The sequence below is a fragment of the Mycobacterium asiaticum genome, assembly GCF_001673635.1.
In the GTDB taxonomy this organism is placed as follows: domain Bacteria; phylum Actinomycetota; class Actinomycetes; order Mycobacteriales; family Mycobacteriaceae; genus Mycobacterium; species Mycobacterium asiaticum_C.
In genome coordinates this window covers 132,020-158,486 of sequence record NZ_LZMH01000069.1, presented here as the reverse complement: position 1 = coordinate 158,486, position 26,467 = coordinate 132,020, and the positions used below count along the sequence as shown (strand labels likewise).

26 protein-coding genes are annotated in these 26,467 nt (G+C 66.4%); 16 read left to right on the top strand and 10 right to left on the bottom strand.

Translation table 11 applies throughout. From position 1 onward, the window contains the following. Position 1: 1 nt before the first annotated feature. Positions 2-1,783, top strand: coding sequence for a signal peptide peptidase SppA (gene sppA, locus A5645_RS19445; protein WP_065130722.1), 1,782 nt, complete (start codon positions 2-4; stop codon positions 1,781-1,783). Between the two features lie 19 nt (positions 1,784-1,802). On the opposite strand, the gene A5645_RS19440 is transcribed toward sppA, so the two are convergent. Both A5645_RS19440 and A5645_RS19435 read right to left on the bottom strand, forming a co-directional pair. Next, complete coding sequence (locus A5645_RS19440) at positions 1,803-2,714, bottom strand: class I SAM-dependent methyltransferase (protein ID WP_065130721.1); 912 nt, start codon at positions 2,712-2,714, stop codon at positions 1,803-1,805. Between the two features lie 15 nt (positions 2,715-2,729). Then, entirely contained in the window at positions 2,730-3,683 is a 954-nt protein-coding gene (locus A5645_RS19435) for a class I SAM-dependent methyltransferase (RefSeq protein ID WP_065130720.1), read from the bottom strand. Between the two features lie 110 nt (positions 3,684-3,793). Here A5645_RS19435 and A5645_RS19430 point away from each other — a divergent pair, with 110 nt between their 5' ends. Then, positions 3,794-4,549, top strand: a complete 756-nt coding sequence (locus A5645_RS19430; RefSeq protein WP_065130906.1) for an SDR family NAD(P)-dependent oxidoreductase — start codon at positions 3,794-3,796, stop codon at positions 4,547-4,549. After that, a complete protein-coding gene (locus tag A5645_RS19425) occupies positions 4,546-5,778 on the top strand; it encodes a zinc-dependent alcohol dehydrogenase (RefSeq protein ID WP_065130719.1) in 1,233 nt (410 codons plus the stop codon). Before A5645_RS19430 ends, A5645_RS19425 begins: the two co-directional genes overlap by 4 nt. Before the next feature lie 23 nt (positions 5,779-5,801). Here the strand turns inward: A5645_RS19425 and A5645_RS19420 are convergent, their stop codons facing one another. Further along, positions 5,802-6,446: a class I SAM-dependent methyltransferase gene (locus A5645_RS19420; protein WP_436405513.1), complete on the bottom strand. Its 645-nt coding sequence runs from the start codon at positions 6,444-6,446 to the stop codon at positions 5,802-5,804. Positions 6,447-6,520: 74 nt separating this feature from the next. Here A5645_RS19420 and A5645_RS19415 point away from each other — a divergent pair, with 74 nt between their 5' ends. The 3 genes from A5645_RS19415 to A5645_RS19405 all read left to right on the top strand — a co-directional run bounded on the left by A5645_RS19415 (position 6,521) and on the right by A5645_RS19405 (position 9,244). Continuing rightward, a complete protein-coding gene (locus A5645_RS19415; protein WP_065130717.1) occupies positions 6,521-7,372 on the top strand; it encodes a helix-turn-helix transcriptional regulator in 852 nt (283 codons plus the stop codon). Positions 7,373-7,487: 115 nt separating this feature from the next. Then, positions 7,488-8,021, top strand: a complete 534-nt coding sequence (locus A5645_RS19410) for a TetR/AcrR family transcriptional regulator (RefSeq protein WP_065130716.1) — start codon at positions 7,488-7,490, stop codon at positions 8,019-8,021. After that, a complete protein-coding gene (locus tag A5645_RS19405; RefSeq protein WP_065130715.1) occupies positions 8,018-9,244 on the top strand; it encodes a cytochrome P450 in 1,227 nt (408 codons plus the stop codon). Before A5645_RS19410 ends, A5645_RS19405 begins: the two co-directional genes overlap by 4 nt. Here A5645_RS19405 and A5645_RS19400 read toward each other — a convergent pair. Both A5645_RS19400 and A5645_RS19395 read right to left on the bottom strand, forming a co-directional pair. After that, entirely contained in the window at positions 9,241-10,149 is a 909-nt protein-coding gene (locus A5645_RS19400; RefSeq protein ID WP_065130714.1) for an MBL fold metallo-hydrolase, read from the bottom strand. The two genes, A5645_RS19405 and A5645_RS19400, sit on opposite strands and share 4 nt — an antisense overlap. Positions 10,150-10,160: 11 nt before the next feature. Then, entirely contained in the window at positions 10,161-11,057 is an 897-nt protein-coding gene (locus A5645_RS19395; protein WP_065130713.1) for a LysR family transcriptional regulator, read from the bottom strand. Between the two features lie 71 nt (positions 11,058-11,128). Between A5645_RS19395 and A5645_RS19390 the strand changes: the two genes are divergently transcribed. Then, the gene (locus A5645_RS19390) at positions 11,129-11,845 is read left to right on the top strand and encodes an SDR family oxidoreductase (protein ID WP_065130712.1); all 717 of its coding nucleotides are present in this window, start codon (positions 11,129-11,131) and stop codon (positions 11,843-11,845) included. A gap of 40 nt (positions 11,846-11,885) precedes the next feature. Here A5645_RS19390 and A5645_RS19385 read toward each other — a convergent pair whose 3' ends face one another. Next, positions 11,886-12,476 carry a TetR/AcrR family transcriptional regulator gene (locus A5645_RS19385; RefSeq protein ID WP_065130711.1) on the bottom strand — a complete coding sequence of 197 codons (591 nt, stop codon included), beginning with the start codon at positions 12,474-12,476 and terminating at the stop codon, positions 11,886-11,888. Positions 12,477-12,629: 153 nt separating this feature from the next. Between A5645_RS19385 and A5645_RS19380 the strand changes: the two genes are divergently transcribed. From A5645_RS19380 to A5645_RS19365, 4 genes are all read left to right on the top strand, one after another. After that, complete coding sequence (locus A5645_RS19380) at positions 12,630-14,123, top strand: flavin-containing monooxygenase (RefSeq protein ID WP_065130710.1); 1,494 nt, start codon at positions 12,630-12,632, stop codon at positions 14,121-14,123. 54 nt (positions 14,124-14,177) lie between these two features. Further along, a complete protein-coding gene (locus tag A5645_RS19375) occupies positions 14,178-14,966 on the top strand; it encodes an alpha/beta hydrolase (protein ID WP_253867069.1) in 789 nt (262 codons plus the stop codon). Between the two features lie 384 nt (positions 14,967-15,350). Further along, positions 15,351-16,253 carry an SAM-dependent methyltransferase gene (locus A5645_RS19370; RefSeq protein WP_155768084.1) on the top strand — a complete coding sequence of 301 codons (903 nt, stop codon included), beginning with the start codon at positions 15,351-15,353 and terminating at the stop codon, positions 16,251-16,253. Positions 16,254-16,303: 50 nt separating this feature from the next. Beyond that, the gene (locus A5645_RS19365) at positions 16,304-17,857 is read left to right on the top strand and encodes a GMC family oxidoreductase (protein ID WP_081288465.1); all 1,554 of its coding nucleotides are present in this window, start codon (positions 16,304-16,306) and stop codon (positions 17,855-17,857) included. A 71-nt stretch (positions 17,858-17,928) separates the two neighbouring features. On the opposite strand, the gene A5645_RS19360 is transcribed toward A5645_RS19365, so the two are convergent. Both A5645_RS19360 and A5645_RS19355 read right to left on the bottom strand, forming a co-directional pair. Next, a complete protein-coding gene (locus A5645_RS19360) occupies positions 17,929-18,579 on the bottom strand; it encodes an L-fuculose-phosphate aldolase (RefSeq protein WP_065035097.1) in 651 nt (216 codons plus the stop codon). Beyond that, the gene (locus tag A5645_RS19355; RefSeq protein ID WP_065035096.1) at positions 18,576-19,556 is read right to left on the bottom strand and encodes an NAD(P)-dependent oxidoreductase; all 981 of its coding nucleotides are present in this window, start codon (positions 19,554-19,556) and stop codon (positions 18,576-18,578) included. Before A5645_RS19355 ends, A5645_RS19360 begins: the two co-directional genes overlap by 4 nt. 30 nt (positions 19,557-19,586) lie before the next feature. On the opposite strand from A5645_RS19355, the gene A5645_RS19350 reads away from it, so the two are divergent. Further along, positions 19,587-20,933: a xylulokinase gene (locus A5645_RS19350; RefSeq protein ID WP_065130709.1), complete on the top strand. Its 1,347-nt coding sequence runs from the start codon at positions 19,587-19,589 to the stop codon at positions 20,931-20,933. 68 nt (positions 20,934-21,001) lie between these two features. Further along, a complete protein-coding gene (locus A5645_RS19345; protein WP_065035142.1) occupies positions 21,002-21,667 on the top strand; it encodes a GNAT family N-acetyltransferase in 666 nt (221 codons plus the stop codon). Here A5645_RS19345 and A5645_RS19340 read toward each other — a convergent pair. Both A5645_RS19340 and A5645_RS19335 read right to left on the bottom strand, forming a co-directional pair. Next, positions 21,654-22,580 carry a class I SAM-dependent methyltransferase gene (locus A5645_RS19340; RefSeq protein WP_065130708.1) on the bottom strand — a complete coding sequence of 309 codons (927 nt, stop codon included), beginning with the start codon at positions 22,578-22,580 and terminating at the stop codon, positions 21,654-21,656. The genes A5645_RS19345 and A5645_RS19340 overlap by 14 nt on opposite strands. Before the next feature lie 13 nt (positions 22,581-22,593). Then, positions 22,594-23,538 (bottom strand): SAM-dependent methyltransferase, encoded by a 945-nt coding sequence (locus A5645_RS19335; protein ID WP_065130707.1) that lies wholly within the window; start codon positions 23,536-23,538, stop codon positions 22,594-22,596. A gap of 254 nt (positions 23,539-23,792) precedes the next feature. Between A5645_RS19335 and secY the strand changes: the two genes are divergently transcribed. Genes secY through map form a run of 3 tightly spaced genes read left to right on the top strand, consistent with a single transcriptional unit; the run spans position 23,793 to position 26,460 of the window. Further along, complete coding sequence (gene secY / locus A5645_RS19330) at positions 23,793-25,118, top strand: preprotein translocase subunit SecY (RefSeq protein ID WP_036352793.1); 1,326 nt, start codon at positions 23,793-23,795, stop codon at positions 25,116-25,118. Next, positions 25,115-25,660, top strand: a complete 546-nt coding sequence (locus A5645_RS19325) for an adenylate kinase (RefSeq protein WP_065035092.1) — start codon at positions 25,115-25,117, stop codon at positions 25,658-25,660. Before secY ends, A5645_RS19325 begins: the two co-directional genes overlap by 4 nt. Before the next feature lie 2 nt (positions 25,661-25,662). Next, on the top strand, positions 25,663-26,460 hold the full coding sequence (map, locus tag A5645_RS19320) for a type I methionyl aminopeptidase (RefSeq protein ID WP_065035091.1): 798 nt from the start codon (positions 25,663-25,665) through the stop codon (positions 26,458-26,460). Positions 26,461-26,467: the final 7 nt, after the last annotated feature.

The window sequence follows — 26,467 nt, the reverse complement described above, 5'->3', positions numbered from 1 at the left end:
CATGTTCGCCTTTCTGCCTACGCTGCCCGGCTTCGACGACGTGCGCGCCCTCGTCGGCCGGGTCGACACCGCTCGACACCACGGCGTACCCAACGGCTGTGTGCTGGAGCTGAACCTGCGCAGCGCCCCGCCGGAGACGACCGGCTTCGACCCGCTGACGCTCATCACCGGTGGCGGACGCCAGCTGGCGCTGCGCGATGCGGTCGCGGCCATCCACCGCGCCGCCGAGGACCCTCGGGTCGCCGGCCTCATCGCCCGGGTACAGCTGCCGCCCTCGCCGATAGCGGCGGTGCAGGAGTTGCGCGATGCCATCGCGGCGTTCAGCGCGGTCAAGCCATCGCTGGCCTGGGCCGAAACCTATCCCGGCACACTGTCCTACTACCTGGCTTCAGCATTCCGAGAGGTGTGGATGCAGCCCTCCGGCGACGTCGGGCTGATCGGGTTCGCCAGCCACGCAATGTTCCTGCGCGATGCGCTGGAGAAGGCGGGCGTCGAAGCCCAATTCATCGCAAAGGGCGAATACAAGTCGGCGGCAAACCTTTTCACCGAGGACGGCTTCACCGAGGCGCATCGCGAGGCGGTCACCCGGATGCTGGAAAGCCTGCAATCTCAGGTGTGGCAGGCGGTTTCGGAATCCCGCAAGATCAATGTCGGCCTGCTCGACGAGTTGGCCGACCGCGCCCCGTTGCTGCGTGACGACGCGATCGAATCCGGTCTGGTGGACCGGATCGGATTCCGCGACGAGGCGTATGCCCGGATAGCGGAATTAGTCGGCGTCAGTCCCGCGGAGTATGAAGACGCCGACGACAAACCACTGCGCATGTATCTGGCGCGCTACGCCGGTGCCGCCCGGTCGCGGTTGGCGCCGCCGGTGCCGTCGATGCCGGGACGCCGGGCCAAGCCGACGATCGCCGTCGTCACCCTCGAAGGCGCGATCGTCAACGGCCGGGGCGGACCGCAGGGTTTGCCGATCGGACCGTCCAGCGCCGGCGGCGACACTATCGCGGCGGCGCTGCGTGAAGCGGCGGCCCAGGAGTCGGTGTCGGCGATCGTGCTACGGGTGGACAGCCCCGGGGGCTCGGTAACGGCGTCGGAAACCATCTGGCGGGAGGTGCTGCGGGCCCGCGAACGCGGCAAGCCGGTGGTGGCGTCGATGGGTTCGGTCGCGGCGTCCGGGGGTTACTACGTCTCGATGGGCGCGGACGCGATTGTGGCCAATCCGGGCACCATCACCGGTTCCATCGGCGTCATCACCGGCAAGCTGGTGGTTCGTGACCTGAAGGACCGCCTCGGTGTCAGCTCCGACACAGTGCGGACCAACGCCAACGCCGACGCCTGGTCCATCGACGCGCCGTTCACTCCGGAACAGCAGGCCATCCGCGAGGCCGAGGCGGACCTGTTCTACAACGACTTCGTTCAGCGGGTCGCCGACGGCCGAAATCTCACCACCGACGACGTGGAAGTCGTTGCCCGAGGCCGGGTTTGGACGGGTGCCGACGCGCTTGAGCGCGGTCTGGTCGACGAACTCGGTGGTTTGCGGACCGCGGTGCGCCGCGCCAAGGTGCTGGCCGGGCTGGACCCGGACGACGAGGTCCGGGTGCTTAGCTATCCCGGCTCGTCGCTGCTGGACATGGTGCGGCGGACGTCGTCACAGCCTGCCGCGGCGTCGCTGCCCGACGCGGTGGGGGCACTGCTCGTCCGGTCCGTGCTGGGCGTCATCGAACAAGCGGGGCAGACGTTGAGCGGCGCCAATGTGCTGTGGCTGGGCCCGTCGCGCTTCTGATTCCCAGCGCGGCGCGCGGTCAGCGCAACGCGCCGCTGATGAAGATGATCTCACCGAGTGGGTCGTCGTCTTCGGTGGCCCGAACGGGTAATCCGTTTTGGCGGAACAGGTCGGTGCGGGTGACGCCGTCGACTTCCCACCCCTTACCCCGCAGATAATCGAGCACATGGTTGCGCTCGCCGGAGTAGACCAGCGACGCCATGTCGACGTCGAGACCGTGATTGCGCAACGAACCGGACATCTCGCGTACCCGGTCGGCGTTGAAATCGATGATGCCGGGCACGAATTCGGTCGCTACGGTGCTGCCGGGCACACTGAGTGCGGTGATGTTGTCGAAGAGCCGGTCCTGGGCGTCCGGCGGTAAGTAGATCAGGAGACCCTCGGCAAGCCACGCAACAGGTTTCGTCGCGTCCAGACCGGCCGCCTGCAACGCCGCCGGCCAGTCGCCCCGCAGGTCGATCGCGACCGGGCGCCGCGTGGCGGTGGGTTCAGCGCCGATACCGGCCAGGGTCGACGTCTTGAACTCGATCACCTGCGGCTGGTCAATCTCGTAGACCACCATGCCGTCCGGCCAAGGCAACCGGTAGGCGCGCGCGTCCAGCCCGGACGCCAGGATGACGGCTTGTCGCACCCCGTTGCTGGTGGCGTTCGCGAAGTATTCATCAAAGTACTTGGTGCGCACGCCCATTCCGTTGATCATCGCCTGCATGCGGTCGGGCGAGAAATTCTCGAAGGACTCGAGTTCGAGCTCACCGTCGATCATCTTGGTGAAGAAGTCCACCCCTACCGCGCGAACCAGCGGGTCAGCGAACGGATCGTGGATCAAGCCGTCAGGGGACTTGGTCGCCAGCGCGCGCCCCGCGGCCACCATGGTCGCGGTGGCACCGACGCTCGATGCGAGGTCCCAGTTGTCGTCGTGAGCGCGTGCCATACCCGTCCCGTCTGCTCAATGTGTGGTGTACAAGGTGCCACTGATGTACAACATCTCCACCGCGGGTACGTCTTCCTCGACCTCTGGTGAAAGTCCGTTGGTCGCACGCAATTCCGGTAGCGGGATGCTGGTCATCAGCCAACCGCGGTCGGTCAGGTAGGCCGCGGCCTCGTTGCGGTCACCGAAGTATACGAGCGTGGTCATATCCAGATCGAGCCCGTGCGCGCGCCAACGCTCCGAGACGGCCCGCATGCGCTCCCGTAACCGGTCCTCGTCCCCGTCGTCGACCCTGTTCATGCTTTCGCTGGCGATCCTGCTGCCCAACGCGCTGAGCCCGGTGACGGTCTCGAGCAAGCGGTCCTGGGCATCCGGCGGCAAATAACCGAGCAATCCTTCGGCGCTCCAGGCGGTTGGTAGGGCGGGGTCGAAGCCCGCTGCGCGCAAGGCGGCGGGCCAGTCATCGCGCAGGTCTACCGCGACCGTGCGGCGGTCGGCGCGCGGGTAAGCGCCCAAATTGGCCATCGTGCGTGACTTGAACTCGATGACTTGCGGTTGGTCGACTTCGTAGACGACGGTCCGTCCCGGCCAGGGCAGCCGGTACGCACGCGAGTCCAGTCCCGCGGCCAGGATCACGGCCTGGGTGATGCCGGCGCGGGCCGCGTCCAAAAAGAACTCGTCGAAGAATTTGGTGCGGACGGCCATGTTGTCGGCGGCGGTGGCTACCGCGTTGAAGGGGCGCTCGGGGTCGTCGTCGAGGTCGGCGGCACTGAGTTCGCCGGTCGCCAGCCGGGTGAGCACATCGATGCCGACGGCCCGCACCAGCGGCTCGGCGAACGGGTCGTCGATGAGCGGATTTTCCGCGCGGGTCGCCATTGCGCGCGCGGCCGCGACCATGGTGGCGGTCACTCCGACGCTGGACGCCAGATCCCAGCTGTCTCCCTCGTATCGTGCGGAACCGGAGGACGTCATGCAGTGCCTCATTCGCCAGATAGCCGTTGATCTTTAGCCAACGTAACAAACTTTGACCGGCAAAGTGGCTGCGGGTCGGCCGGCTTAGCGGCAACCTGTAACCCATGACTCTGGCAGGCAAACGAGTGCTCATCACGGGGGCCTCATCGGGTGTCGGCGCGGCGCTGGCGAGAGCGGTGGCCGCGCAGGGGGCGGTGGTGGGCCTGATCGCCCGCCGGGAGGATCGCCTGGCCGACGTCCTCGCCGACTGCCGCGCGGACTCGCCCGAGTCGGTGATGTGGGTCGCCGATCTCGCGGACGGGGTGGCGGCGAGTCGGCTGGCCTTGCAGGCGTGGCACGCGCTGGGCGGCATCGACGTGCTGGTGAACAACGCGGCGGTGCCCAAACGCCGGGCCGTGACTGCGCTCAAACCCGACGAGGTCGAGGGCGTGATGCGGGTGAACTTCTTCGCGCCGATGCGGCTGACGCTGGCACTACTGCCGCGCATGCTGGCCCGCCGCTCGGGCGTCGTCGTCAACGTGGCCAGCGTCGCGGGACGACTGGGTATCGTCAACGAAACAGCCTATTGTGCAAGCAAGTTCGCACTATCCGGGTGGAGCGAGGCCATGGCGATGGATCTGGCGGGCACCGGAGTCTCGGTGAAGCTGATCCAGCTTGGTCCGGTAGACACCGAGATCTGGGATCGTCCCGACAACGACGAGCCCCGCTACCACGGCCCGAAGGTGGCACCCGGGGAAGTCGCGGCGGGCATCATCGCGGCACTGGACAGCGAGCGCTTCGAGCACTACCTGCCGGATCTGAAGGCCGTGGTCGACGCGAAGAACGCGGACCTCGATGCGTTCATCGCCGGCATGGCATCGCAATGAGAGCGCTGGTCTACGGGGTGCAGGCCGAGGACGTCGGGGTCCCCGAGCACGCGGGTCCGCTGGTACAGAACCTGGCCCGTACCCCCACGGCGTTGCGAGATGTGCCGGATCCCGTTCTGCTGCATGAGGACTGGGTGATTACCCGGCCGCTGTTGACCGGCATCTGCGGGTCGGACTCCAAGCAGATTCTGCTGGACTTCGGCGCCGACGATGCCGACAACGCCCTGGCCGCGTTCTGCTCCTTCCCGCAGGTGATGGGGCATGAAGTGGTCGCCGAGGTGGTCGAGCTGGGGCCGCGGGCCAGGGGCCTCGAGGCGGGGCAGCGGGTGGTGCTGAACCCGTGGCTGTCGTGCGGGCCCCGTGGCATCGCGCCGCCGTGCCCCGCCTGCGAAAGCGGCGACTACAGCCTGTGCTGGAGCTTCACCGACGGTGACATCAAGCCCGGCATTCACACCGGGGTGTCGGCCGATGTCACCGGCGGATACGCCGAGTTGATGCCGGCCCATGACAGCATGTTGTTTCCCGTTGCGGATTCGATGCCGGACGAGGCCGCGGTGTTCGCCGACCCGTTCTCGGTTTCCCTGCATGCGATCACCCGCCACCCACCGCCCCGTTCGGGCCGGGCCCTGGTGTACGGCGCAGGTTCGCTCGGCCTGTGCGCGGTCGCCATCTTGGGCGCCCTGTACCCGGACGTGGCGGTGGCGGTCGTGGCGCGGTTCGATGCTCAAGCCGAGCTGGCCCGACGGTTCGGTGCGGCCAAAGTCCTTGCGCACGAACCACGGTCGGTTCTCGTCGAGGAACTCGTCGCCTGGGGCGGCGGACGATTACGCCAACCGTTACTGGGCTTGCCAATGGCCTATCCCGGTGCCGTCGACGTCGTCTATGACACGGTGGGCAAGCCGGAGACATTCGAGGTCGGGGTGCGGGTGCTGCGCGCGCGGGGGACGCTGGTCAAGGCCGGGGTGCACGCGCCCGGCCGCTGGGAGTGGAGCCCGCTGTACTTCAAGGAGATCAGCTGGGTCGGCTCCAACGCCTTCGGCGTCGAGGAAGTCGACGGTCAGCGCAAGCATGCCATCGAGCACTACCTCGATCTGGTGACGGCCGGCCGCATCGATCTGCGGCCCATGCTCACGCACGCGTTCCGGCTGGAGCAGTGGCGGGAGGCGTTTCTGGCAGTAGCCGATCAGGGTGAAAGCGGTGCGGTGAAGGTGGCGATCGACCAGCGCTGAGCGTGCTTGCCCGGCGAGCGTGACTACGTCGGACGTGTCGCCTGGTAGTAGGTCAGCTGCCCGACGATCCGTTGCCGGTGGGAGGCGACTTCGGTGCAGTCGAAGCCCGCGTCGCGCAGCAACCGCGGGATCGCGTCGCCGAAGTTGCCCGCCGCGTGATGGTTGCGCCGGATGAGTCGCGACATCAGGCCCCCGCTGTGCGCGTCGCCGCCGATGTCCACCAGGTGCAGCCTGCCGCCGGGACGCAACACCCGGTAAATCTCCGCGGCCGCTGCGGTCTTCGCCTCGCTGTCCAGATGGTGCAGCATCATCGACGACAGCACCCGGTCGAACTCGCCGTCGGAATAGGGGAGCCGTTGGGCATAGCCCTGTTCGAAGCGAATCCGGCTCATCCCGGCCGCTTTTCGTTTCGCCACTTCCAGTATCCGTGGGTCCGGATCGGAGCCGGTGACGTCCGCCGAGGGGTGGGCGCGCTTGACTTCTAGTGCTAGATTGCCCGTACCGCAACCGATTTCCAATACGCGGTGACCATCGGAGATATCGGCCTGCGTAACGAGTCGCTGGTAGACGCCCTTGAACCCCATCAGGCGCGCGATCAGGTCGTAGGCCGGCAGGAACGCGTCATGACCGGTGGCCGGCAGGTAGTCATGCGGATGATGTTTGGTCATACGCTCCATGCTGAGCCATTGCTCGGCTGAGTAATTGGGTGATCGTTGCCGAAATTGGGACTATCTTTGGCCATATGACTCAGCCGGCCCGACTCGTCCAGCACCGCGGCGGCGTACCCGTTTACCGGTACCGGACCGGCCCGGACACACCCCCGGTGTCGATCGCCCGGCACGACGAGCTCGTCGAACCGCGGCCGCACATCCACGACTTTCCTGCGCTCTGGTACGTCGCCCGGACGGGAATGGTGTACGTGGCGGCGCCAGGCAAGGTGCTCGATCCGGGCCGGGTGGTTCCCGCGGAAGACGGGGTCGCTGTGTTCTTCGACCCGGCCGCCCTCGGCGAGGATGCGCGGTCGCCGTGGCCGGCCTGGCAAACCCACCCCCTGTTGTTCCCTTTCCTGCACGGGCAGTCGGGTGGCGTGCTCGCGCTGGAGGTGCCGGTGGCCCGGCGAGCGGCGTGGGATGACACGATCCGATCGATCGAAACGGAATTGACGCAGCGTCTGCAGGGCTACCGGCAGGCCGCGCTGGCGCATTTGACCCTCTTACTGATCGAACTGGCGCGTTTGGCCAGTGACGTGGTGGCCGATCTACGGCGTAGCGGGGAGCCGCTGCTGGCCGAGGTGTTCGAGGTGATCGACAGACGGCTCGGTGAGCCGCTGTCGCTGCGCGACGTCGCGGGTGAGGTAGGCATGACACCCGGGCACTTGACCACAGTGGTGCGCCGTCGCACCGGACGAACAGTGCAGGAGTGGATTATTGAACGCCGGATGGCCGAAGCGCGCGAACTGTTGACCGAGACCGAACTTCCCGTCGGTGAGGTGGCCAGGCGGGTCGGCATCGCCGATCCCGGGTATTTCAGCCGTTTGTTCAGCCGTACCCACGGTGGCACGCCCCGCCAGTGGCGTGCGCGGCAGAGCCGCTGATCGGTCGATCGGTCGGCCCGATGACGCCCTTGCGCCGCACCCGCTCGCCGCAATCGTTGACAGCCTTGTCGAACACTGTTCTAATCAGAACGCTGTTCGAAACGGGGGTGCGGGGATGCAGACGCCGGTGCTGCGGTACGGCGCCCTGGACCGCGCGCACCTGACCAAGCACCTGTGGCAGATGGCCAAGCGCGTGGGTGTGAAACAGGTGACGATCCGCGCCCTGGCGGCAGAGGCAGGCACGCGACCGTCGTCGGTGTACTACCACGTGCGCGACAAACGTGAACTGCTCGATTTGCTGATCGAATCGGTGCTGGCGCAGATCGAAGTGCCTCAAAAGGGTGGCTGGGAGTCCAAACTGGTTGCGCTCTACACCAACGCCTTCAAGGTGCTCATCGAGGTCCCGGGCATCGCGGGCCTGCTCCAGGAACACCCACACACCGCCGCGGCCACCGAGATGGATCGCGCCTCCCGCGCCATATTGCACCAATCCGGCTTGCCCAAAAGAGATTTCGAGGCGGCTCATGCCACGCTCTACGTGCACCTGCTGGGTTCGGTGCAGCTTGCACACCTGGGCGCCCTCGGCGACCGGACATTCAGCTACGGGTTGCGGGTGATTCTGAACGGACTGCGTAAGGAAATCAAATGACGGAAACCGCAATCGATCTGGCTCATCCGGACGTTTGGGCGTCGTCCTTCCCGGAGGGCCTGTTCGCGCAGTTGCGGGCCCGTGCGCCAGTGTTCCATCAACAACTCACCGATGACGTCAAGTCGGCGGTGGGCCGCGAGTTCTGGGTGTGCACCAAGCACGCCGACGTGGCCCGGGTGCATCGCGACTATGAATCGTTCACCGCCACAAGGGGTCCGCTCATCCAGGATGTGCCGCTCTTCGACGCTTACCCGGCAATCGTCAGCCTGGACCCGCCGGATCACACCATCCGTCGCCGAGTCATCACTCGTGCCTTCACGCCCCGCGCGGTAGCCAAGTTGGAGGACGGGATTCGCGCCAGGGCCGCCGCGATGGCCGGCGAGTTGCTGAACAACGGTGGCGGCGAGTTCGTCGATCTCGCCGCGGGGCTGCCGATCTCGGTGATCGGCGACATCGTGGGTATCCCCGAGGCGGACCGGCCGCGGGTTTTCGGCCTGATCGATCGGGTGTTGAAGAGCGCAGGGGCGCAGATGTCGGTTCCAGAGGGCGAGGACCTGATGCCGTTCATGGAGCTGTTCCAATACGCCAGCGAGTTGACGGCGCAGAAGCGGGCACATCCGGTCGACGACATCTGGAGCGCCCTGTGTACGACCGAGATCACCTCGGAATCCGGGGATAGCTTCCTGCTGCCGGCCAACGAGTTGGAGATCTTCTTCTTCATCCTCGGCTTGGCCGGCGCCGACACGACTCGCAATGCGCTGTGTGACGGCATCCGCGCATTCGTGGCCAACCCCGACCAGATCGCCGCCTATCGGTCCGATCCACAATCGCGTCCCACCGCGGTCGAAGAGGTGATCCGCTATTCCACGCCGATCATCTTCTGGGTGCGCGGGGCGACCAAGGACGTGCGACTTGGGGACGCGCTTATCCCGGAGGGTGCGCGGGTGGTCACCATGCTGCGCTCGGCGAACCGGGACGAGGACGTCTTCGCCGATCCTTACCGGTTCGACATCCGCCGGGATCCGAACCCACACCAGTCCTTCGGAGGCGGGGGTGCCCATCACTGCTTGGGCGCGATGCTGGCCCGCGCCGAGGTGCGGGCGGCACTCGACGAAATCCTGTTGCACACCAACAGGATCGAACTCGGCGAGCCCCAACTGCAGCTGCCCAATCTGTGCAACAACATGACCGTGTACGAGTCGCTGCCGATCGGCCTGAGTTAGAGCGTTTCGAGGTCCAGCCAGCGGTCGATGTCGAACCGGCCGTCTTGCGCGCGCAGGGTCGCGCCGCCGCGGCCGGGATAGTGAGCGGGGACGACGGCGGCTCCGGCGTGGACGGATTGGGTGAAAATGCGGTGCCGGGTTTCCGCGGCCGCGGCCGCGTCGACGTCGAAGGCGCAGGCGTCGAAGGGCCGGCGCACCTGCAGCGGGCTGTGGGTGAGGTCGCCGACGAAGACAGCCGGCTCACCCGCGTCCAGCCACAGCACCGAGGAACCCGGCGTGTGGCCCGGCGCCGGTCGCAGTCGCAGTGACGGGCTGATTTGGTAGTCATCCGACCACTGGACGAGCTGTCCCGCCTCATCGATGGGCAGGACGCTGTCCTCGAACACCAGGCGGTCAGCTTGCTGGCCGGCCTCCTCCTCCGCCGTGCGCGGCGGCTGGCGGGCCGCCCGCCCGTCCGGTTCGAAATGGCGGTAGTCGAGCGCGGGCACCAGGTACCGGGCGTTGGGAAATGTCGGGACCCAAACTCCGTTGTCCAGCAATGTATTCCACCCAACATGGTCGGAGTGGACATGGGTGTTGACCACCACGTCGACGGCGTTTCGGTCGATGCCCGCCTGTTGCAGGGTGGTCAGGAATGCGGTGTTCAGCCGGTTCAGCGGTGGCATCTGCGGACGGGTGCGGTCATTGCCGACGCCGGTGTCCACCACCACGGTGAGCCCGTCCACTTGGACCACCCAGCTTTGAATCGCGATGTGGCACTTCTCGGTGCCGGGATCGAAGAATTCGGGCACCAGCAAATCGGAGTTGTCGTGCCAGCCCGCCGCAGGTGTCCCCGGGAAGACGCGGGTAGGCAGGTCGAAGCGCAACTCCAAAACCCGCGTCAGGGTGGCACGACCGAGTTTCATCGGCACCTATGTTATGCGTGCGCGGCCGGATCGATCGTCTGCCCGGCACACGCCAGCGCGGCCGCGATGAACTCGTCGCGAGCCGCATCCGCCACCGTGCCGTCCCACGCCAGCACCACCTGGCTGGGCGCCAGGTCGTCGGCCGGCAGCACCCGCAGGTCGGGCCGTCGGTAGGAGTTCACCGTCGAGCGCGGTAACACCGCGAAACCTGCTCGCGCGGCAACCATTTCGAGCTTCTGCTCGACTCCGCTGACCGACGACTGCACGGCCTGGCGGCGCAGCGCCGGGCCGGCGACCGCGTACCACTCGGGCACCGATGCCGGATCTTGCAGCAGGCGCCGCGACGCCAGGTCCGCCAGCGATACCGATCGCCGCGCGGCCAGCGGGTCATCGGCGGGCAGCACCACGTCACGGGGTTCCTCCAGTAGCGGCGCGGTCGCCAGCCCGGAAAGGTCGAATGGAGAACGGGCGTACACCACCTGCGCATCGCCGCGGCGGATCACCTCGGCCTGCTCGCTCCAATTCACGGGCACGATCACCACCCGCCGCGCCGGATCGACCGCCTCGAAGGCGCGCGCCGCCGCGGTCGCCAGCAGGCCGGGCAACACACCGACGGTGACGACGATGGCGGGGGCTTCGCTCCGCGACAACCGTTGCCGCAGTGCCTGAACCTCCGTGAGCAGAAACCGGCCGTCTTCGAGGAGCCGCGACCCGGCGGCGGTCAGTGTGGTGCCACGGGTGTCCCGGTTGAGTAACTTGACGCCCAACTCGCGCTCGAGCGAGCGGATCTGGCGTGACAGCACCGGCTGGGCGATGTGCAGGCGTGCCGCCGCGCGGCCGAAATTGAGTTCCTCCGCTACCGCCACGAAGTAGCGCAGCTTGCGCATGTCCAGGTCGGTGGAGGTCATACCTAAAGGGTATCGCTCCGGGACGAAAAGAGTCTTGGACGAAACGAGGCGTCCGGCCCGACTCTGGATGCATGAGCTTGCGCAACCAACGCGTCCTGATCATCGGCGGGACGTCGGGCATCGGTCTTGCGGTGGCCGCGGCGGTCGCCGAGCAGGGCGCGACGCCCGTCGTCGCCTCGCGCCGCGCCTCGAGCGTCGAGCGCGCGCTGGCCGCACTGCCCGCCGGCGCACGCGGCGCCGCAGTCGATCTCGCCGACCTATCGTCCATCGAGCGGCTCGCCGACGAGGTGGGGCCCGTCGAGCATCTGGTCTACACCGCGGGCGAGCCGCTGGAGATGGTCCCGCTGGCGGGGCTGACGCCGGAGGTGATTCTTGGCTTCTATCAGACCCGTTTCGTCGGCGTGTGCAGCGCAGTGCGGGTCTTCGGCCCGCGCCTGCCCTCCGGCGGGTCGATCACGCTGACCAGCGGATCGGCCAGTGAGCAACCCGAATTCGGGCCGCTTCCGGTGAGCCTGTGTGGCGCGATGAACGCACTGACCGCCGCCCTGGCCGTCGAGCTCGCGCCGATACGGGTGAACGCCGTCGCGCCGGGCGTGGTGCGCTCGCCGCTGTGGGACACCATGGATGCTGCCGCCCGAGAGGGGATGTTCACCCAAGCGGCACAGGGGATTCCGCTGCACCGGATCGGGGAGCCCGACGAGGTGGCGCGGGCCTATCTGTACTGCATCGAGCAGGCCTATTCCACCGGGGCCGTGGTCAAGGTCGACGGTGGCAGCGTCCTTGTGTAGGTGTCACGTCCCTCAGGCGCCAGTGGTGCCGCCGTCGCAATCACTGGGCGGATTGAGCGCAGGAAGCGGTGGCAATGCCGCGGATGGCGGCCCGCACCCGTTCGGACACCGCGTCGGGGGACGCGGTGTCGAACTTGCCGTCCAGGTGCAGGAAGGCCAGACCGTGCACGAGGCTCCACAGGGCGTTGCTCGTGGCTTCGACGTCAGCGCTTGGGAAGCACGCTCGGGCGGCGCCACTGACGAGCTGCCAGATCGCGGCCGTGGCGGCGACCCGTTCGCTGTTGTCGCGCTCGCAGGGCTCACCGAACATCAATCGGAACAAGGCTGGGCGGCGCAGGGCGAACTCGACGTAGGCGAGACCCAGTTCCGCGAGATCCTCTGCGGTACTTGGCGAGGGGTTGGGGGCGGCCATGCAGTCCGCCAGTTCTCGATAGCCGACGGCGGCGACCGCGGAGACCAATGCGTCGCGGTCCTCATAGTGGCGGTATGGCGCGCCGGGCGACACGCCGGCGCGGCGTGCCACCGCGCGCAGCGACAGGCCGGCGGTGTTGCCGTCCTCCTCGAGGAGTTCGATCGCCGCGCGCACACATGCGGCGCGCAGGTCGCCGTGGTGGTATGTGGAACTCGGCATGAGCTAGGTCACACTCCCAGATGTAGACACTGCATACATCGCGGATTAATGTAAGCACTGTTTATCAGGATAGGTCAGTGGCCGGCGGTGTACCGCATCGGGTTCTGCCTCACATTCCGAGCAATCGCTCCTGCGAGCCCATTTGGAGGCGTCGTGAACTCAAATGCCTTTTCTCACAACCACATCGTCATTGTCGGCGCCGGATTCGGCGGACTCGCCGTGGCTATCCGGCTGCAGCAAGCCGGATTGAACAACTTTGTGGTGCTGGACCGCGCCGCGGACATCGGCGGCGTGTGGCGGGACAACACCTATCCGGGCGCTGCCGTCGACGTCCAGTGTCAGCTGTACTCGTATTCATCCGCGCTGAATCCACAGTGGCGCAACCTGTTCGCGAAACAACCGGAGATCTGGAATTACCTGCATGATGTGGTCCAGCGGTTCGGGTTACAGCCCCACCTGTTGCTCCACTGCGCCGTCGACAGGCTGGATTGGGATCGCGTCCAACAGCTTTGGCGAATCCAGACAGCGCAGGGAGAGCGGACCGCCAACCACGTCGTGATCGCCACGGGGGCGTTGGCGGAACCCAACATTCCGGAAATTCCAGGCATCGAACGGTTTGGTGGAGCGTCGTTCCATTCGGCCCGGTGGGACCACGGGATCGACCTCACCGGAGAACGCGTCGCGGTCATCGGAACCGGTGCGTCGGCCGCACAATTCATCCCGGCCTTACAGCCAACTGTCGGTCATATGACGGTATTTCAACGGACGCCCGCGTGGGTCTTACCGCGGCACGACCGCGAGATCAGTGTCCGCAAGCAGCAACTGCTTAGGGCTGTGCCCCCTCTGCAACGGCTACAACGGTTGCGCTTCTACCTCAAGCGCGAGCGACTTCTTCTGGGATTCCGTCATCCCGCATTTCAGAAACCGGCCGAGTTCCTCGCACGCAAGCATCTTTACGCACAAGTCAAGGACCCCGAACTGCGGGCGAAGCTGCTTCCCAGCTATCGGCTGGGCTGCAAACGCGTGCTGATCTCCGACGACTACCTGTCCGCACTCGCCAAGCCCAACGTCACCGTGATCACCGAAGGTATTCAGGCGATCACCCCGGACGGCATTATCGACGGCACCGGCACCGAACATCGTTTCAACACAATAATTCTCGGGACGGGATTCAAGACGGATCGGTTGCCGTTGACCGACCGCATCCACGGCGTCGACGGGACGAGCATGGCGGAGAGGTGGGCCGACAATCCCACCGCCTATCTGGGCACCACGGTCGCGGGCTTTCCCAACTGCTATCTGATCGCCGGACCCAACACCGGCCTCGGACACACATCGGTGCTGTACATGTACGAGTCCCAGGCCAACTACATTGCCTCGACGATCGGTTATGCGCGCGCACATTCCGTTGCCGCCCTCGAACCGACCGTCCAGGCGCAGGAGTCGTACACCGCCGAAGTGGATCGGCTCAGCGCCGGAACGGTGTGGTCGAGTGGCGGCTGCCGGAGTTGGTACTTGAACGCCAACGGCCGCAACACCAACCTATGGCCCGGCGGCACCCTCAGCTACCGGCGGCTGACGCGGCGGTTCGACCCCGACCATTACGTGTTGCGTGGCCGGCTCGCGCCCGCGCCGGCGTCACCGTGAGTTGCGGACGCCCATCAGCCCATTCGCAGGCATCGGCAGGAAGGCGAGGCCGCCGTGCTGGAAGTGATCGACAAAGGTGAAACCAGCGAAATGCACCCGTACCCCTTGCTATTCGTGCATGGCGCATGGCACGGGGCCTGGTGCTGGGACGAGTACTTCCTTGATTTCTTCGCCGGCCGGGGGTTTCGGGTCCTGGCCCCCAGCCTGCGAGGTCACGGTGCCAGTCCGGTCGAGAAATCCGTCCGGATGTGCTCTATTTCGGAATTCGTCCGCGATGTGGCCACGGTTGCGCAGCGGCTGCCGCGGCCGCCGGTGCTGGTGGGGCATTCCATGGGCGGGTTCGTCGTGCAGAAGTACCTGGAAAGTCACGATGCGCCGGCCGCGGTGCTGATCTCCTCGGCGCCGCCACGTGGCCAACTCGGCTCCCTGATCCGCTCGCTCCGCCGGCATCCCTGGCGTTCAACGAAATTCGCGATAACGGCAAACCCCGCCGACCTGTGCGGATCCCCTGCGGGTACCCGGGAGATGTTCTTCGGCCGCCGCGCTCCCGACCATCTCGTCCAGGTCACCGTCGCGCGGCTTCAGCCGGACAGCATGCGGGCCATGTTCTTCGACATGGTGACCGGCGATCTGGTGGACACGAGAAAGATCAACACACCGATGCTTGTCATGGGCGGGCCAAACGACCAAATCTATTCGGCCCGGGACATCGGCCGTACCGCCGAGGCCTATCGGACGTACCCGGTGTTCATCCCGCACGCGGGGCACGACATCATGCTGGAGCCGGGATGGAGTACGGCGGCCGAGACGATCGAGTCCTGGCTTGGTCAACATGGGCTCTGAGCTCGTCCCGTTTCGACGCCCAATCGGAAACGCCGCTGCCGCAAGGCGCTCGACCCCGCGACGTGAAACGCGGGTATCGGTCGGCGCAGAGAGCGCTCTGGACAGACGGCATCGCTATGCCGGGAACGAGATTCCCGAGACACGGTCCTTCGACGGTCCCGCCCGGGCGATCAAATTCTCGGGTCGACCATCGCTTTTGATGATCGCGGCACTCATGACGTCAAGGGCGTACCGGGCCGCTAGTTCGTCATGGCAGTGCGCAACACCGGGTGCCGACACCAATGGGCACCGCGGCGAGCAACGGCACCGAAACGCGTTGAGGTGCATCTGGTTTCAACTTGATGCTCACTATCTGTCCGGGATCGACCACACAAAAGGAGACCGATGAATGTGAACGAAGTTCTGGAGGGAGTGGGGTGGACGGGTCTGATGACCGCGTACAGCCGTGCGCATGAGTCGCTGCGGAAAGACCGAATGTTCGACGATCCGCTTGCCGCGGCGGTCGTTACGACCGCGAACGGGATCGGGTCTGCAACCGACGAGCAATTGCCGCGCCTGGGACCGGCAACAAACGACGGTTCGTCGAGTCTGTGGAACTTGTTCAGCTTCTATTTCGCACACCGCACGGTCTTTTACGACAACCGTGTGCTGAAGGCGATCGACGCGGGGTGCCGACAGATTGTCCTCTTGGGCGCAGGATTCGACGGTCGTGCATTTCGGTTGGGGCTGCCCGGGGACGCCACCGTATTCGAGATAGATCAGGCATCGGTGCTTGGTTTCAAAGAGCGGGTCCTGCTGCAGCACAGTCTTATTCCCAGCTGCTCTCGGGTGCCGCTATCGGCCGATCTTCGGCAGGAGATCGGGGGCCCACTGATAGCCGCCGGATTTCGACCGGATCAACAAACGCTGTGGATCGCAGAGGGGCTGCTGATGTATTTCACCCAGGCGGAGGCCGATCGGCTGCTCGACCGTGTCTCAGCTTTGTCAGCCGCCGGAAGTCATTTCATCAGTGAGTATTTCACTACCCAATGGGACTTCGAGGACGTCAACTACGAACTGTTGGACGAAAAAGACCGGGCGGTCTGGGACCTGCTGACGTGGGAATTTCCCAGCGATCCGGTGGCCCAGAAGCCCGGAGATTGGCTCGCATCGCACGGGTGGCAGATCCGCAGCTGCACGACGGTCGGCGAATTCGGCCGCGCTGCTCGTCGCGAAGTGCCACCGCAGTTTGCGACGGCGGACGGCCCAGACATCTGGCTGTTCGACGGCACCAAAGGTGCCGGTTGAGGTTTGAGCGCGACCCAGCCAACTTCATTCGAATCAGTCAGGAGAAGATCGTGAATACCGTTTTTGAGCCGCGATACGACGTCATCGTGTGCGGCGCTGGCTCGTCGGGATCGGTGGTCGCCGGTCGGTTGGCCGAGAATCCCGACATCAAGGTCTTGCTGTTGGAGGCCGGTGGCAACGACGACGTCCCCAGCGTGACCGATGCAACGCAATGGCCGGCCAACCTGGGCAGCGAACGCGATTGGGGCTTCATGTCCGATCCGGACCCGCGGTTGCACGGACGGGCGATCCCCTTCTCGATGGGCAAAGTGCTCGGCGGCGGGTCCAGCATCAACCTGATGATCTGGGCGCGGGGACACCGCGATGATTGGGATCACTACGCTGCCGAGGCCGGTGAACCGGCCTGGGATTACGAGTCAACCCTCGAGCTGTACCGCCGGATCGAGGATTGGCAGGGTAGCGGTGAGCCCGGTCATCGAGGCCGGGGCGGGCCGGTGTTCGTCCAACCGGCGCCCAATGCGCATCCCCTCGCCGCGGCAACGTTGGAAGCGGCCAGGGCGCTGGGGATTCCGACTTACCAAAGCGCCAACGGCCGCCTGATGGAAGAGACTCGCGGCGCGGCCATCACCGACCTGCGCTGGCGTGACGAAAGGCGTCTATCGGTCTTTCGCACGTACACCGCTCCGCACCAAGAACAATCGAACCTGACCGTGGTACCGCACGCACTGGTCACCCGTGTGATCTTCGACGGCAACCGGACCACTGGTGTCGAGGTGGTCCACGCCGGCGAGGTTCACCGGGTGGCCGCGGCGGCCGAGGTCGTACTGTCGCTCGGTGCCATTCACACCCCAAAGGTCCTGATGCAATCCGGTATCGGCGACGCGGGCGAATTGCGTCGCGTCGGCGTCGACGTTCGCGAGAACCTGCCCGGGGTCGGGCGCAATCTGCAGGACCACTTCGGTTTCGACTGCGTGTGGGAATTACCCGAAACCATACCGGGCAGCGTTCAGGTGGGATCGGCATTGTTCTGGGATTCCGGAGCCGCCGATCTCGGGGGACCGGACCTGTTCGCATGTTCTGGGGCCTTTCCCAAGGCCACCGTGGAGAACGCCGCGAAATTCGCCCTACCGCACAGCGGTTGGACTCTGTTCGGTTCACCGACTCACCCCAAGAGCCGGGGTCGGCTTCGGCTGACCGGCGGTGATCCGACCGATCCCATCAGGATCGAAGCCAATGCCCTGTCGGAGCCCGAGGACCTCAAATCAGCGATCACCTGCGTCGAAATGCTGCGCGAGATCGGCAACTCCCGGGAGCTTCGTCCTTTCGTGGCGCGCGAGGTCATGCCGGGCGACCTCACGGGGGCCGAGTTGGAGACTTTTCTGCGCAACGCAGTCACCACCTATTGGCACGAATGCGGTACGGCGAAGATGGGCCGCGATTCCATGTCCGTGGTCGACGGACACCTCAAGGTCTACGGAGTCGAAGGCCTGCGCGTTGCCGACGCGTCCATCCTTCCTCGCATCACCGTTGCCAACACCATGGCACCGTGCGTCGTCATCGGTGAACGGGCCGCGGATTTCATTCGTGCCGAGCATCGAGTGTGAATTCAGCCCCGACCAAGCGTCGCGGGATTCACACTCGCCAGGGCCCTGCACACCCGGCGAGCCGGCGCGGATCAGTTGGCGCGCAGGTAGCTGTACACCCCGGCGAAATTGCGGTTGACCTCCTCAGGCACCGGCACCGGGCCGCCGAGTGCCCTTGCACCCCAGGCGATCTGCGCGGTTCGCTCGACCAGCGCGGTGATGTGCAGGGCTTTGTCCGGTCGCGGACCGACCGCCACCAGCCCGTGGTTGGCGATCAGGGCCGCGCCGCGACCCTCCAGCGCCTTGACCGCGTTCGTGCCGACATCGGGTGTGCCGGAGGCGGCGTACTCGGCACACCGCACGTCACCGCCGCAGTACACCGCGAACTCGTCGATGCACGCCGGGATCGGCTGATGCGCGACCGCGAACATGGTGGCCCAGACGGGGTGGCTGTGGATGACGCTGGCGATGTCGTCGAAGGCGTGATAGCACGCCAGGTGCAACTGCATCTCCGTCGACGGCATGCGGCCGTCCTTGGCTTGCAGCACAGCGCCTTCCGGGTCGACCAGGACGAGGTCGTCGAGCGCCATGTCGGCGTAGTCGACCGATGACGGCGTGATCACCAAGTTGCCGTCGGAGCGCCTCGCCGAGATGTTGCCGGCGGTACCCTCCACGAGGCCGCGGCGCAGCATGTCCTTGGCCGCCGCCAGTACTGAGTGTTCGGCGTTGTCCACAAACTTCACGAGCCCAGCACCTCCGGGTTGACGATATGGGCGGGCGTCTCATCAGACAGCAGTGCCGCCAAGTCGTCGGCAACCATCTGTGCCTGCCGGGCTTCAGTGTTCCACGTGGCGCCGCCGATGTGCGGCGTCAGGACCACGTTGGCCATCTGGGTCAGGGGGTGGTCGGTGGGCAGCCACTCGCCGGCGAAGTGGTCCAGCCCGGCCGCGGCCACCTTGCCGCTGCGCAACGCCTCGACGAGGGCGTCGGTGTCGTGCAGCTGAGCCCGCGCGGTGTTGAGGAAGACGACGCCATCGCGCATGGCGGCAAACTGCTCGGCGCCGATCATCCCCACGGTGTCGTCGGTGACAGGCGCATGCAGCGAGACGACATCGGCCTCGCCGAGCAACTCGGCGAGACCGTGCGAGGCCCTGTCGTTGTAAGGGTCGTGGGCGATGACCCGCAGGCCCAATCCGGACAATCGCCACGCGGTGGCCCGGCCCACCGCACCGAGACCCACCAGGCCGGCAGTGAGGCCGGCGATCTCCCAACTCCGGAAGCGCTGATACGGAATGGTGCCGTCCCGAAAGATGTTGCCTGCGCGCACGTCCGCGTCCGCGGTCAGCAGGCCGCGGGTGGCGGCCAGCAGGAGCGCCACCGTCATCTCGGCGACCGCGTCGGCGTTGCGCGCGGGTGTGTTCAGCACCGGGATGCCGGCCGCCGTGGCCCCCGGGATGTCGACGTTGTTCGGGTCGCCGCGGGTTGACGCGATGGCCCGCAGGCCCAGCTCGAAGACCGGTCCTTTGACCGAATCACTCTCTACCACAACGATATCGGTGCCTTCGGCGGCGACCCGCTCGGCCAGTTGTTCGGCCGTGTAGATGCGCAGCGGCGTGTGCTCAATCCAAGGGTCATAGATCACATCGGCCAATTGCCGAAGCTTGGCAAAGCCTGGTCCCCGCAGCGGGGCGGTCACCAGGGCGCGTGGTCGAGACGTCACGAATGCCAATGCTGGCGTACCGTTGCGCCCGTGTCACGCGCAGACGTCACAATCGGCATCGACGTCGGCACCACCGCGGCCAAGGCGGTCGCGGCCGACGAGAACGGTCGCGTGCATGCGCGGGCACGGATTCCGCACCAGCTTCGGGTGCCGGCCCCCGACCGTCTCGAGCACGACGCCGACGAAGCCTGGCGACGGGGCCCGGTGGCCGCGCTCGAAGGGCTGAATCTGCCTGCGAACACGAAGGTTAAGGCGATCGCGGTCTCGTCCATGGTGCCTTCGCTGACCGCTGTCGACTCAAGCGGGCATCCGTTGACGCCAGGACTGCTCTACGGCGATGTGCGGGGCCGGGTTCCCGAGGCCGCCGCCCAACCGCTTCCCGCGGTCGGCGAGGCGGTCGAGTTCCTGCGCTGGACGGCCGCAGCGGCGCCCGGTGCGGCCGGGTACTGGCCGGCGCCCGCCGTCGCCAACCACGCGTTGGCTGGGGAACCGGTCATCGACTTCGCCACCGCCATCACCTCCCTGCCGTTGTTCGACGGCACCGGGTGGAACGCCGCGGCCTGCGCGGATTGCGGTGCCACGGTCGAGCAGATGCCGCGGGTCGAAACCTTCGGTACACCGATCGGGCGGGTGCCGGGCTCGGGTGCGGTGCTGGCAACGGGCGCCATCGACGCTCTGTGCGAGCAAATCGTGGCGGGTGCGGATCAGGACGGTGACGTGCTGGTGTTGTGTGGCACCACGCTGATCGTCTGGACGACGATCGCCGCGCCGCGGCAGGTGCCGGGATTATGGACGATTCCCCACACCGCCGTAGGCAAGAGCCAGATCGGCGGGGCCAGCAACGCTGGCGGTATGTTCCTGGGCTGGGCGGATCGTGTTGTCGCGCAGGCTGATCCGGCCACAGCCGACCCGCGGCGCGTGCCGGTGTGGTTGCCTTACGTCCGCGGCGAGCGGACCCCGTTCCACGATCCCGACCGCCGTGCGGTGCTAGACGGAGCGGACCTCACTCATGATGCCGCTGCACTGCGGCGGGCCGCCTACGAAGCGTCCGCCTTCGTCGTCCGGCAAATTTTGGAACTGAGCGGTGCGCCGGTGCGTCGCATCATCGCTTCCGGCGGCGGCACCCGGTTACAGCCGTGGATGCAGGCCATCGCCGACGTCACCGCCCGGCCGGTAGAGCTGTCCGCGGTGGCAGAAGGAGCGGCGCTGGGGGCGGCTTACCTGGGCCGGATGGCGCTCGGGCTGGAATCCACCATCGCCGACGCGGCACGGTGGGTGTCGGTGCAGCGGGTGGTCGAGCCCCGTCCGGAGTGGGTGGGTCCCGTCAAGGACCGCTATCGCCGATTCCTCGAACTCAGCGGATCGAGGTTGGCATAGCGACAAGCCAGCGACAAGCCGACGATTTGGGTGGCGCGCTTCCCGGCGTGTGGTTCTACGCTTATGCAATGACTGACCACGACCAGAACGCCGCCCGTCGAGAGATCGCAGACGCCTTGCTTGCCGCGTTGGAGCGTCGGCATGAGGTCGCCGACGCGATAGTGGAGGCCAAGGACAAGCCCGCCGCGGTCGAGGCGATCGTCAAGCTGCTCGGCACCTCTCATCTGGCGGCCGAAGCCGTCATGAGTATGTCGTTCGACCAACTCACTCAGGACGCCCGCGCCAAGATCCTCGCCGAGCTCGACGACCTCAACAAGCACCTCAGCTTCAACCTCAACGAGCGTCCGGCGAGCTCGGGGGAGACGCTCGAACTGCGTTCCTTCTCCGCGGTCGAGGACCGCGACATCTTCATCGCCCGCACCGAAGAGATCAAGGCGGCCGGCGACGGGTCGGGCGCGCCGGCGGGCGACATCGACGACGAAATCGCCAAGGCGCTCAAGCGTTTGCACGACGAGGAAGCCGCCTGGTTCGTGGCCGTCGACTCCGGGGAGAAGGTCGGCATGGTGTTCGGCGAACTGTTGAACGGCGAGGTGAACGTCCGGATCTGGATCCACCCCGACCACCGCAAGAAGGGCTACGGCACCGCGGCACTGCGCAAGTCCCGCTCGGAGATGGCGTGGGCCTTCCCGGCGGTGCCGATGGTGGTCCGTGCCCCGGCCGCTAATCCCGGATAGCGGTGATGGTGACGATGTTGCGCAGCTGGCCCAGCTCGTCGCCGTCCGGGAAGTCGCACCCGTAGGCGGCGTACAACTCCCGCCGCGGCCGGGTGCTGACCTGCCAGCCCTTGCCGCCGAGGTAGTCGATCACGTTGCTGCGTTCGCCGTCGTAGAACAGTCCCGAGAAGTCGATGTCGCAGCCCAGGTTGGCCCAGCGATCGCTGAACTCCTGGGCGCGCTGTGACATCGGAACGTCCGAGTCGGGGTGGAACTCGGTCGCCAGTCTGCTGCCGGGCCCGCTGAGTTCGGTGATGTTGTCGAAGAGGCGGTCCTGGGCGTCGGGGGGCAAGTACATCAGCAGCCCCTCGGCGCTCCACGCCGTGGCCCGCGACGGGTCGAATCCGGTGCGCCGCAACGCCGCCGGCCAGTCGTCGCGCAGGTCGATGCTGACCGCCTTGCGGTGCGCCGACGGGGAGGCGCCCAGCGCCGACATGGCGGAGTTCTTGAATTCGATCACTTTCGGCTGGTCGACTTCGTAGACCACGGTGCCGCGCGGCCAGGACAGCCGGTAGCTGCGCGCATCCAGCCCGGCCGCCAGGATCACAGCCTGGCCGACGCCGGCCCGGGCGGCGTCGAGGAAGAAGTCGTCGAAGAAGCGGGTGCGTATCGCCATCGAATCGGCCATCAGGCGCAGCTCCCGTGCGCGGGTTTCGTCGCTGGTGACCTCGGGCACCTGGCCGTTGACCAGGCGGGTGAAGAAGTCCAGACCGACGGCCCGCACCAGGGGCGCCGCGAACGCATCGTTGATGATCGGGTTGTCCTGTTCGGAGGCAACCGCGCGGGCGGCGGCCACCATCGTCGCGGTGGCGCCCACGCTGGACGCCAAATCCCAGGTGTCCCCGGAGGATCGTTGTGACTCAAACGAGGTCATGGCTTGTGCTCCTTCACAACCGCTCTGCACTCAGATAAACCACTTCGCCGAACGGGGCATCGTCGCCCTCGGCCGGCACCAGCCCGTGTCGGGCGAACAGCTCCGCGTTGCGCTCGCTGGCGGTCTGCCAGCCGTGCGCGGCCAGATAGGTTCCGGCGTCCGTGCGATCGTCGAAATACACCAGCGCGGCCATGTCGAAATCCAGGCCGTGGCTGCGCCACCGGTCGTTCTGCCGCTGCATGCGGGTGCGCAACTCGTCCTTGTTGAGCTCGTTGATGTCCAGCAGGCCCTCGGTGGCGAACCGGCTGTCGGGCACGCTCAGCGCGGTGACCTGGTCGAGCAGCCGGTCCTGGGCCTCGGCCGGCAGGTAACCCAGCAGGCCCTCGGCGATCCAGGCGGTGCGCTGGGCGGGGTCGAATCCGGCTTCGCGCAGTGCGGCAGGCCAGTCGTCGCGCAGGTCGACGGCCACCGTGCGTCGGTTCGCGGTCGGCTCGGCGCCCAGCTGGGACAGCGTGGCGGTCTTGAACTCGATGACCTGCGGCTGGTCCACCTCGAACACCGTGGTGCCCGTCGGCCAGGACAGCCGGTAGGCGCGGGAATCCAGCCCCGCCGCCAGAATCACGGCCTGCCGGATGCCGGCAGCGCTCGCGTCGGCGAAGAAGTCGTCGAAAAACCGGGTCCGGATGGCCATGGCGTTGGCGAAATGCCTGGTGCCGGTGGCCGTTTCCTCGTCCAGATCGGTCAGGTCCAGCTCACCGGTGGCCAGCCGGGAGAAGAAGTCGACGCCGACCGCGCGGACCAGCGGCTCGGCGAAGTTGTCCGTGGCGACCGCCGCCGCACCCTGGCTGTCCCGGGCGGCCACTGCGCGTGCCGCGGCGACCATGGTGGCCGTCAAACCGACGCTGGACGCCAAATCCCACGTGTCGCCCTCGTACCGCGCGCTGCCTATCTGGGTCATCGATGTGCTCCCGGAAACCAGTTCTGTTATTTAGCAAATATAACGAGCTATCAAGACTGTACGCCCACCCTGGCAGGGCCGGTGCGTACCAGCTGTTAGTCTCGTACACGGTTTGACGCGCGACGGCGTACGTCCTGGCCTGCTGGGTGTTGGGCACGTGACGCGGGGTGAACCCAGGACTGATCAGAAAATGGACCCAGCCGGCCGAACCGGTTGGCATGCCGCGACCAGAGTTCGGCTGCGCAGGAGGAAGAGTGCTTTCGGCTTTCATCTCATCGCTGCGAACAGTGGACCTGAGACGGAAGATCCTTTTCACACTGGGCATCGTCGTGCTCTACCGCGTGGGGGCCTCGTTGCCGTCGCCCGGTGTCAACTTCCCCAACGTGCAGCAGTGCATCAAAGAGGCCAGCGGCGGCCAGGCCGGCCAGATCTATTCGCTGATCAACCTGTTCTCGGGCGGCGCGCTGCTCAAGCTCACGGTGTTCGCGGTGGGTGTGATGCCCTACATCACCGCGAGCATCATCGTGCAGCTGCTCACCGTGGTGATCCCGCGCTTCGAAGAGCTACGTAAAGAAGGTCAGGCCGGTCAGGCCAAGATGACGCAGTACACGCGTTACCTGGCGATCGCGTTGGCGGTATTGCAGGCCACCAGCATCGTCGCGCTCGCCGCCAACGGCGGGCTGTTGCAGGGCTGCTCGCTGGACATCCTGTCGAACCAGACCATCTTCTCCGAGATCGTCATCGTGCTGGTGATGACGGCCGGTGCCGCCCTGGTGATGTGGATGGGCGAGCTGATCACCGAACGGGGCATCGGCAACGGCATGTCGCTGCTGATCTTCGTCGGTATCGCCGCCCGCATTCCGGCCGAGGGCAATCAAATCCTGCAGAGCCGCGGGGGGATGATCTTCGCCGCGGTGTGCGCGGCCGCGCTGGTGATCATCGTCGGTGTGGTGTTCGTCGAGCAGGGACAGCGCCGGATCCCGGTGCAGTACGCCAAGCGCATGGTCGGGCGGCGGATGTATGGCGGCACGTCGACGTATCTACCGCTCAAGGTGAACCAGGCCGGCGTTATCCCGGTCATTTTCGCGTCGTCATTGATCTACATTCCGAATCTGATCACCCAGCTTGTTCGGAGCGGTAGCGGCGGTGGCGGCCACAGCTGGTGGGACAAATTCGTCGGCAGTTACCTTTCGGACCCGAGTAATCCGGTGTACATCGCGATCTATTTCGGGCTGATCATCTTTTTCACGTACTTCTACGTTTCGATCACCTTCAATCCCGACGAGCGCGCCGACGAGATGAAGAAGTTCGGCGGCTTCATTCCCGGTATTCGCCCCGGTCGCCCCACCGCCGATTACCTGCGCCATGTATTGAGCCGAATCACCCTGCCCGGGTCGATCTACCTTGGTGTGATTTCGGTGTTGCCGAATGTCTTTTTGCAGATGGGCAACAGCGGCGGCATCCAGAATCTACCCTTCGGGGGTACCGCGGTTTTGATCATGATCGGCGTCGGATTGGATACGGTCAAACAGATCGAGAGTCAGCTCATGCAGCGCAACTATGAAGGGTTCCTCAAGTGAGAGTGGTATTGCTTGGGCCGCCGGGGGCGGGCAAGGGCACGCAGGCCCAGAAGCTGGCCGAGAAATTGGGAATCCCGCAGATCTCCACCGGCGAGCTGTTCCGCAGCAATATCCAGGAAGGCACCAAGCTCGGCCTCGAGGCCAAGCGGTATCTGGATGCCGGTGACCTGGTGCCGTCCGAGCTGACCAACGAGCTCGTCGACGACCGCCTCGACGACCCGGACGCCGCCAACGGCTTCATCCTGGACGGCTACCCCCGCTCGGTCGAGCAGGCCAAGGCACTGCACGAAATGTTGCAGCGCCGCGGCACCGACATCGATGCGGTGGTGGAGTTCCGGGTGTCGGAGGAGGAGTTGCTGGAGCGGCTCAAGGGCCGTGGCCGCGCGGACGACACCGAAGAGGTCATTCACAACAGGATGAAGGTCTACCGCGACGAGACCGCGCCGCTGCTGGACTACTACCGCGACGAGCTCAAGACCGTCGACGCCGTCGGTACCCTGGATGAGGTGTTCGCCCGCGCATTGCAAGCTCTGGGCAAGTAACCGTGGGTGCGCTGGCACGGCTGCGTAGCCGGAGAGTCGTGCCGCAGCGCACTGCCGGAGAGCTGGATGCGATGGCCGCGGCGGGTTCCGTCGTCGCCGCCGCCCTGCAAGCCGTACGAACCGCCGCGGTCGCCGGCGTGTCCACGCTGGCCCTCGACGAAATCGCGGAGTCGGTGATCCGCGAAGCGGGCGCGACCCCGTCGTTCCTGGGCTATCACGGCTACCCGGCATCGATCTGCAGTTCGGTGAATGACCGTGTGGTGCACGGCATTCCGTCGGCCGCCGAGGTTCTGGTACCCGGTGACCTGGTGTCCATCGACTGCGGCGCGGTGCTGGACGGCTGGCACGGTGACGCCGCCGTCACATTCGGCATCGGCGATCTCATCCCGGCCGATGCGGCCCTTTCCGCGGCGACCAGGGAGTCGCTGGAAGCCGGAATCGCGGCAATGATCATCGGCAACCGGTTGACCGACGTCGCCCACGCCATCGAAACGGGCACGCGGGCCGCTGAAGTTCGCTACGACCGCGCGTTCGGGATCGTCGAGGGGTACGGCGGGCACGGTATCGGGCGGCAGATGCACATGGACCCGTTCCTGCCCAATGAGGGTTCGCCTGGGCGGGGCCCGCTGCTGGCGGCCGGGTCGGTGCTGGCCATTGAACCGATGCTGACGCTGGGGACGGGCAAGACGGTCGTTCTCGATGACGAATGGACGGTGACCACGGCCGATGGGTCGCGCGCCGCGCATTGGGAGCATACGGTTGCGGTAACCGAGGACGGTCCGCGCATTCTGACCGTTTGAACCACCC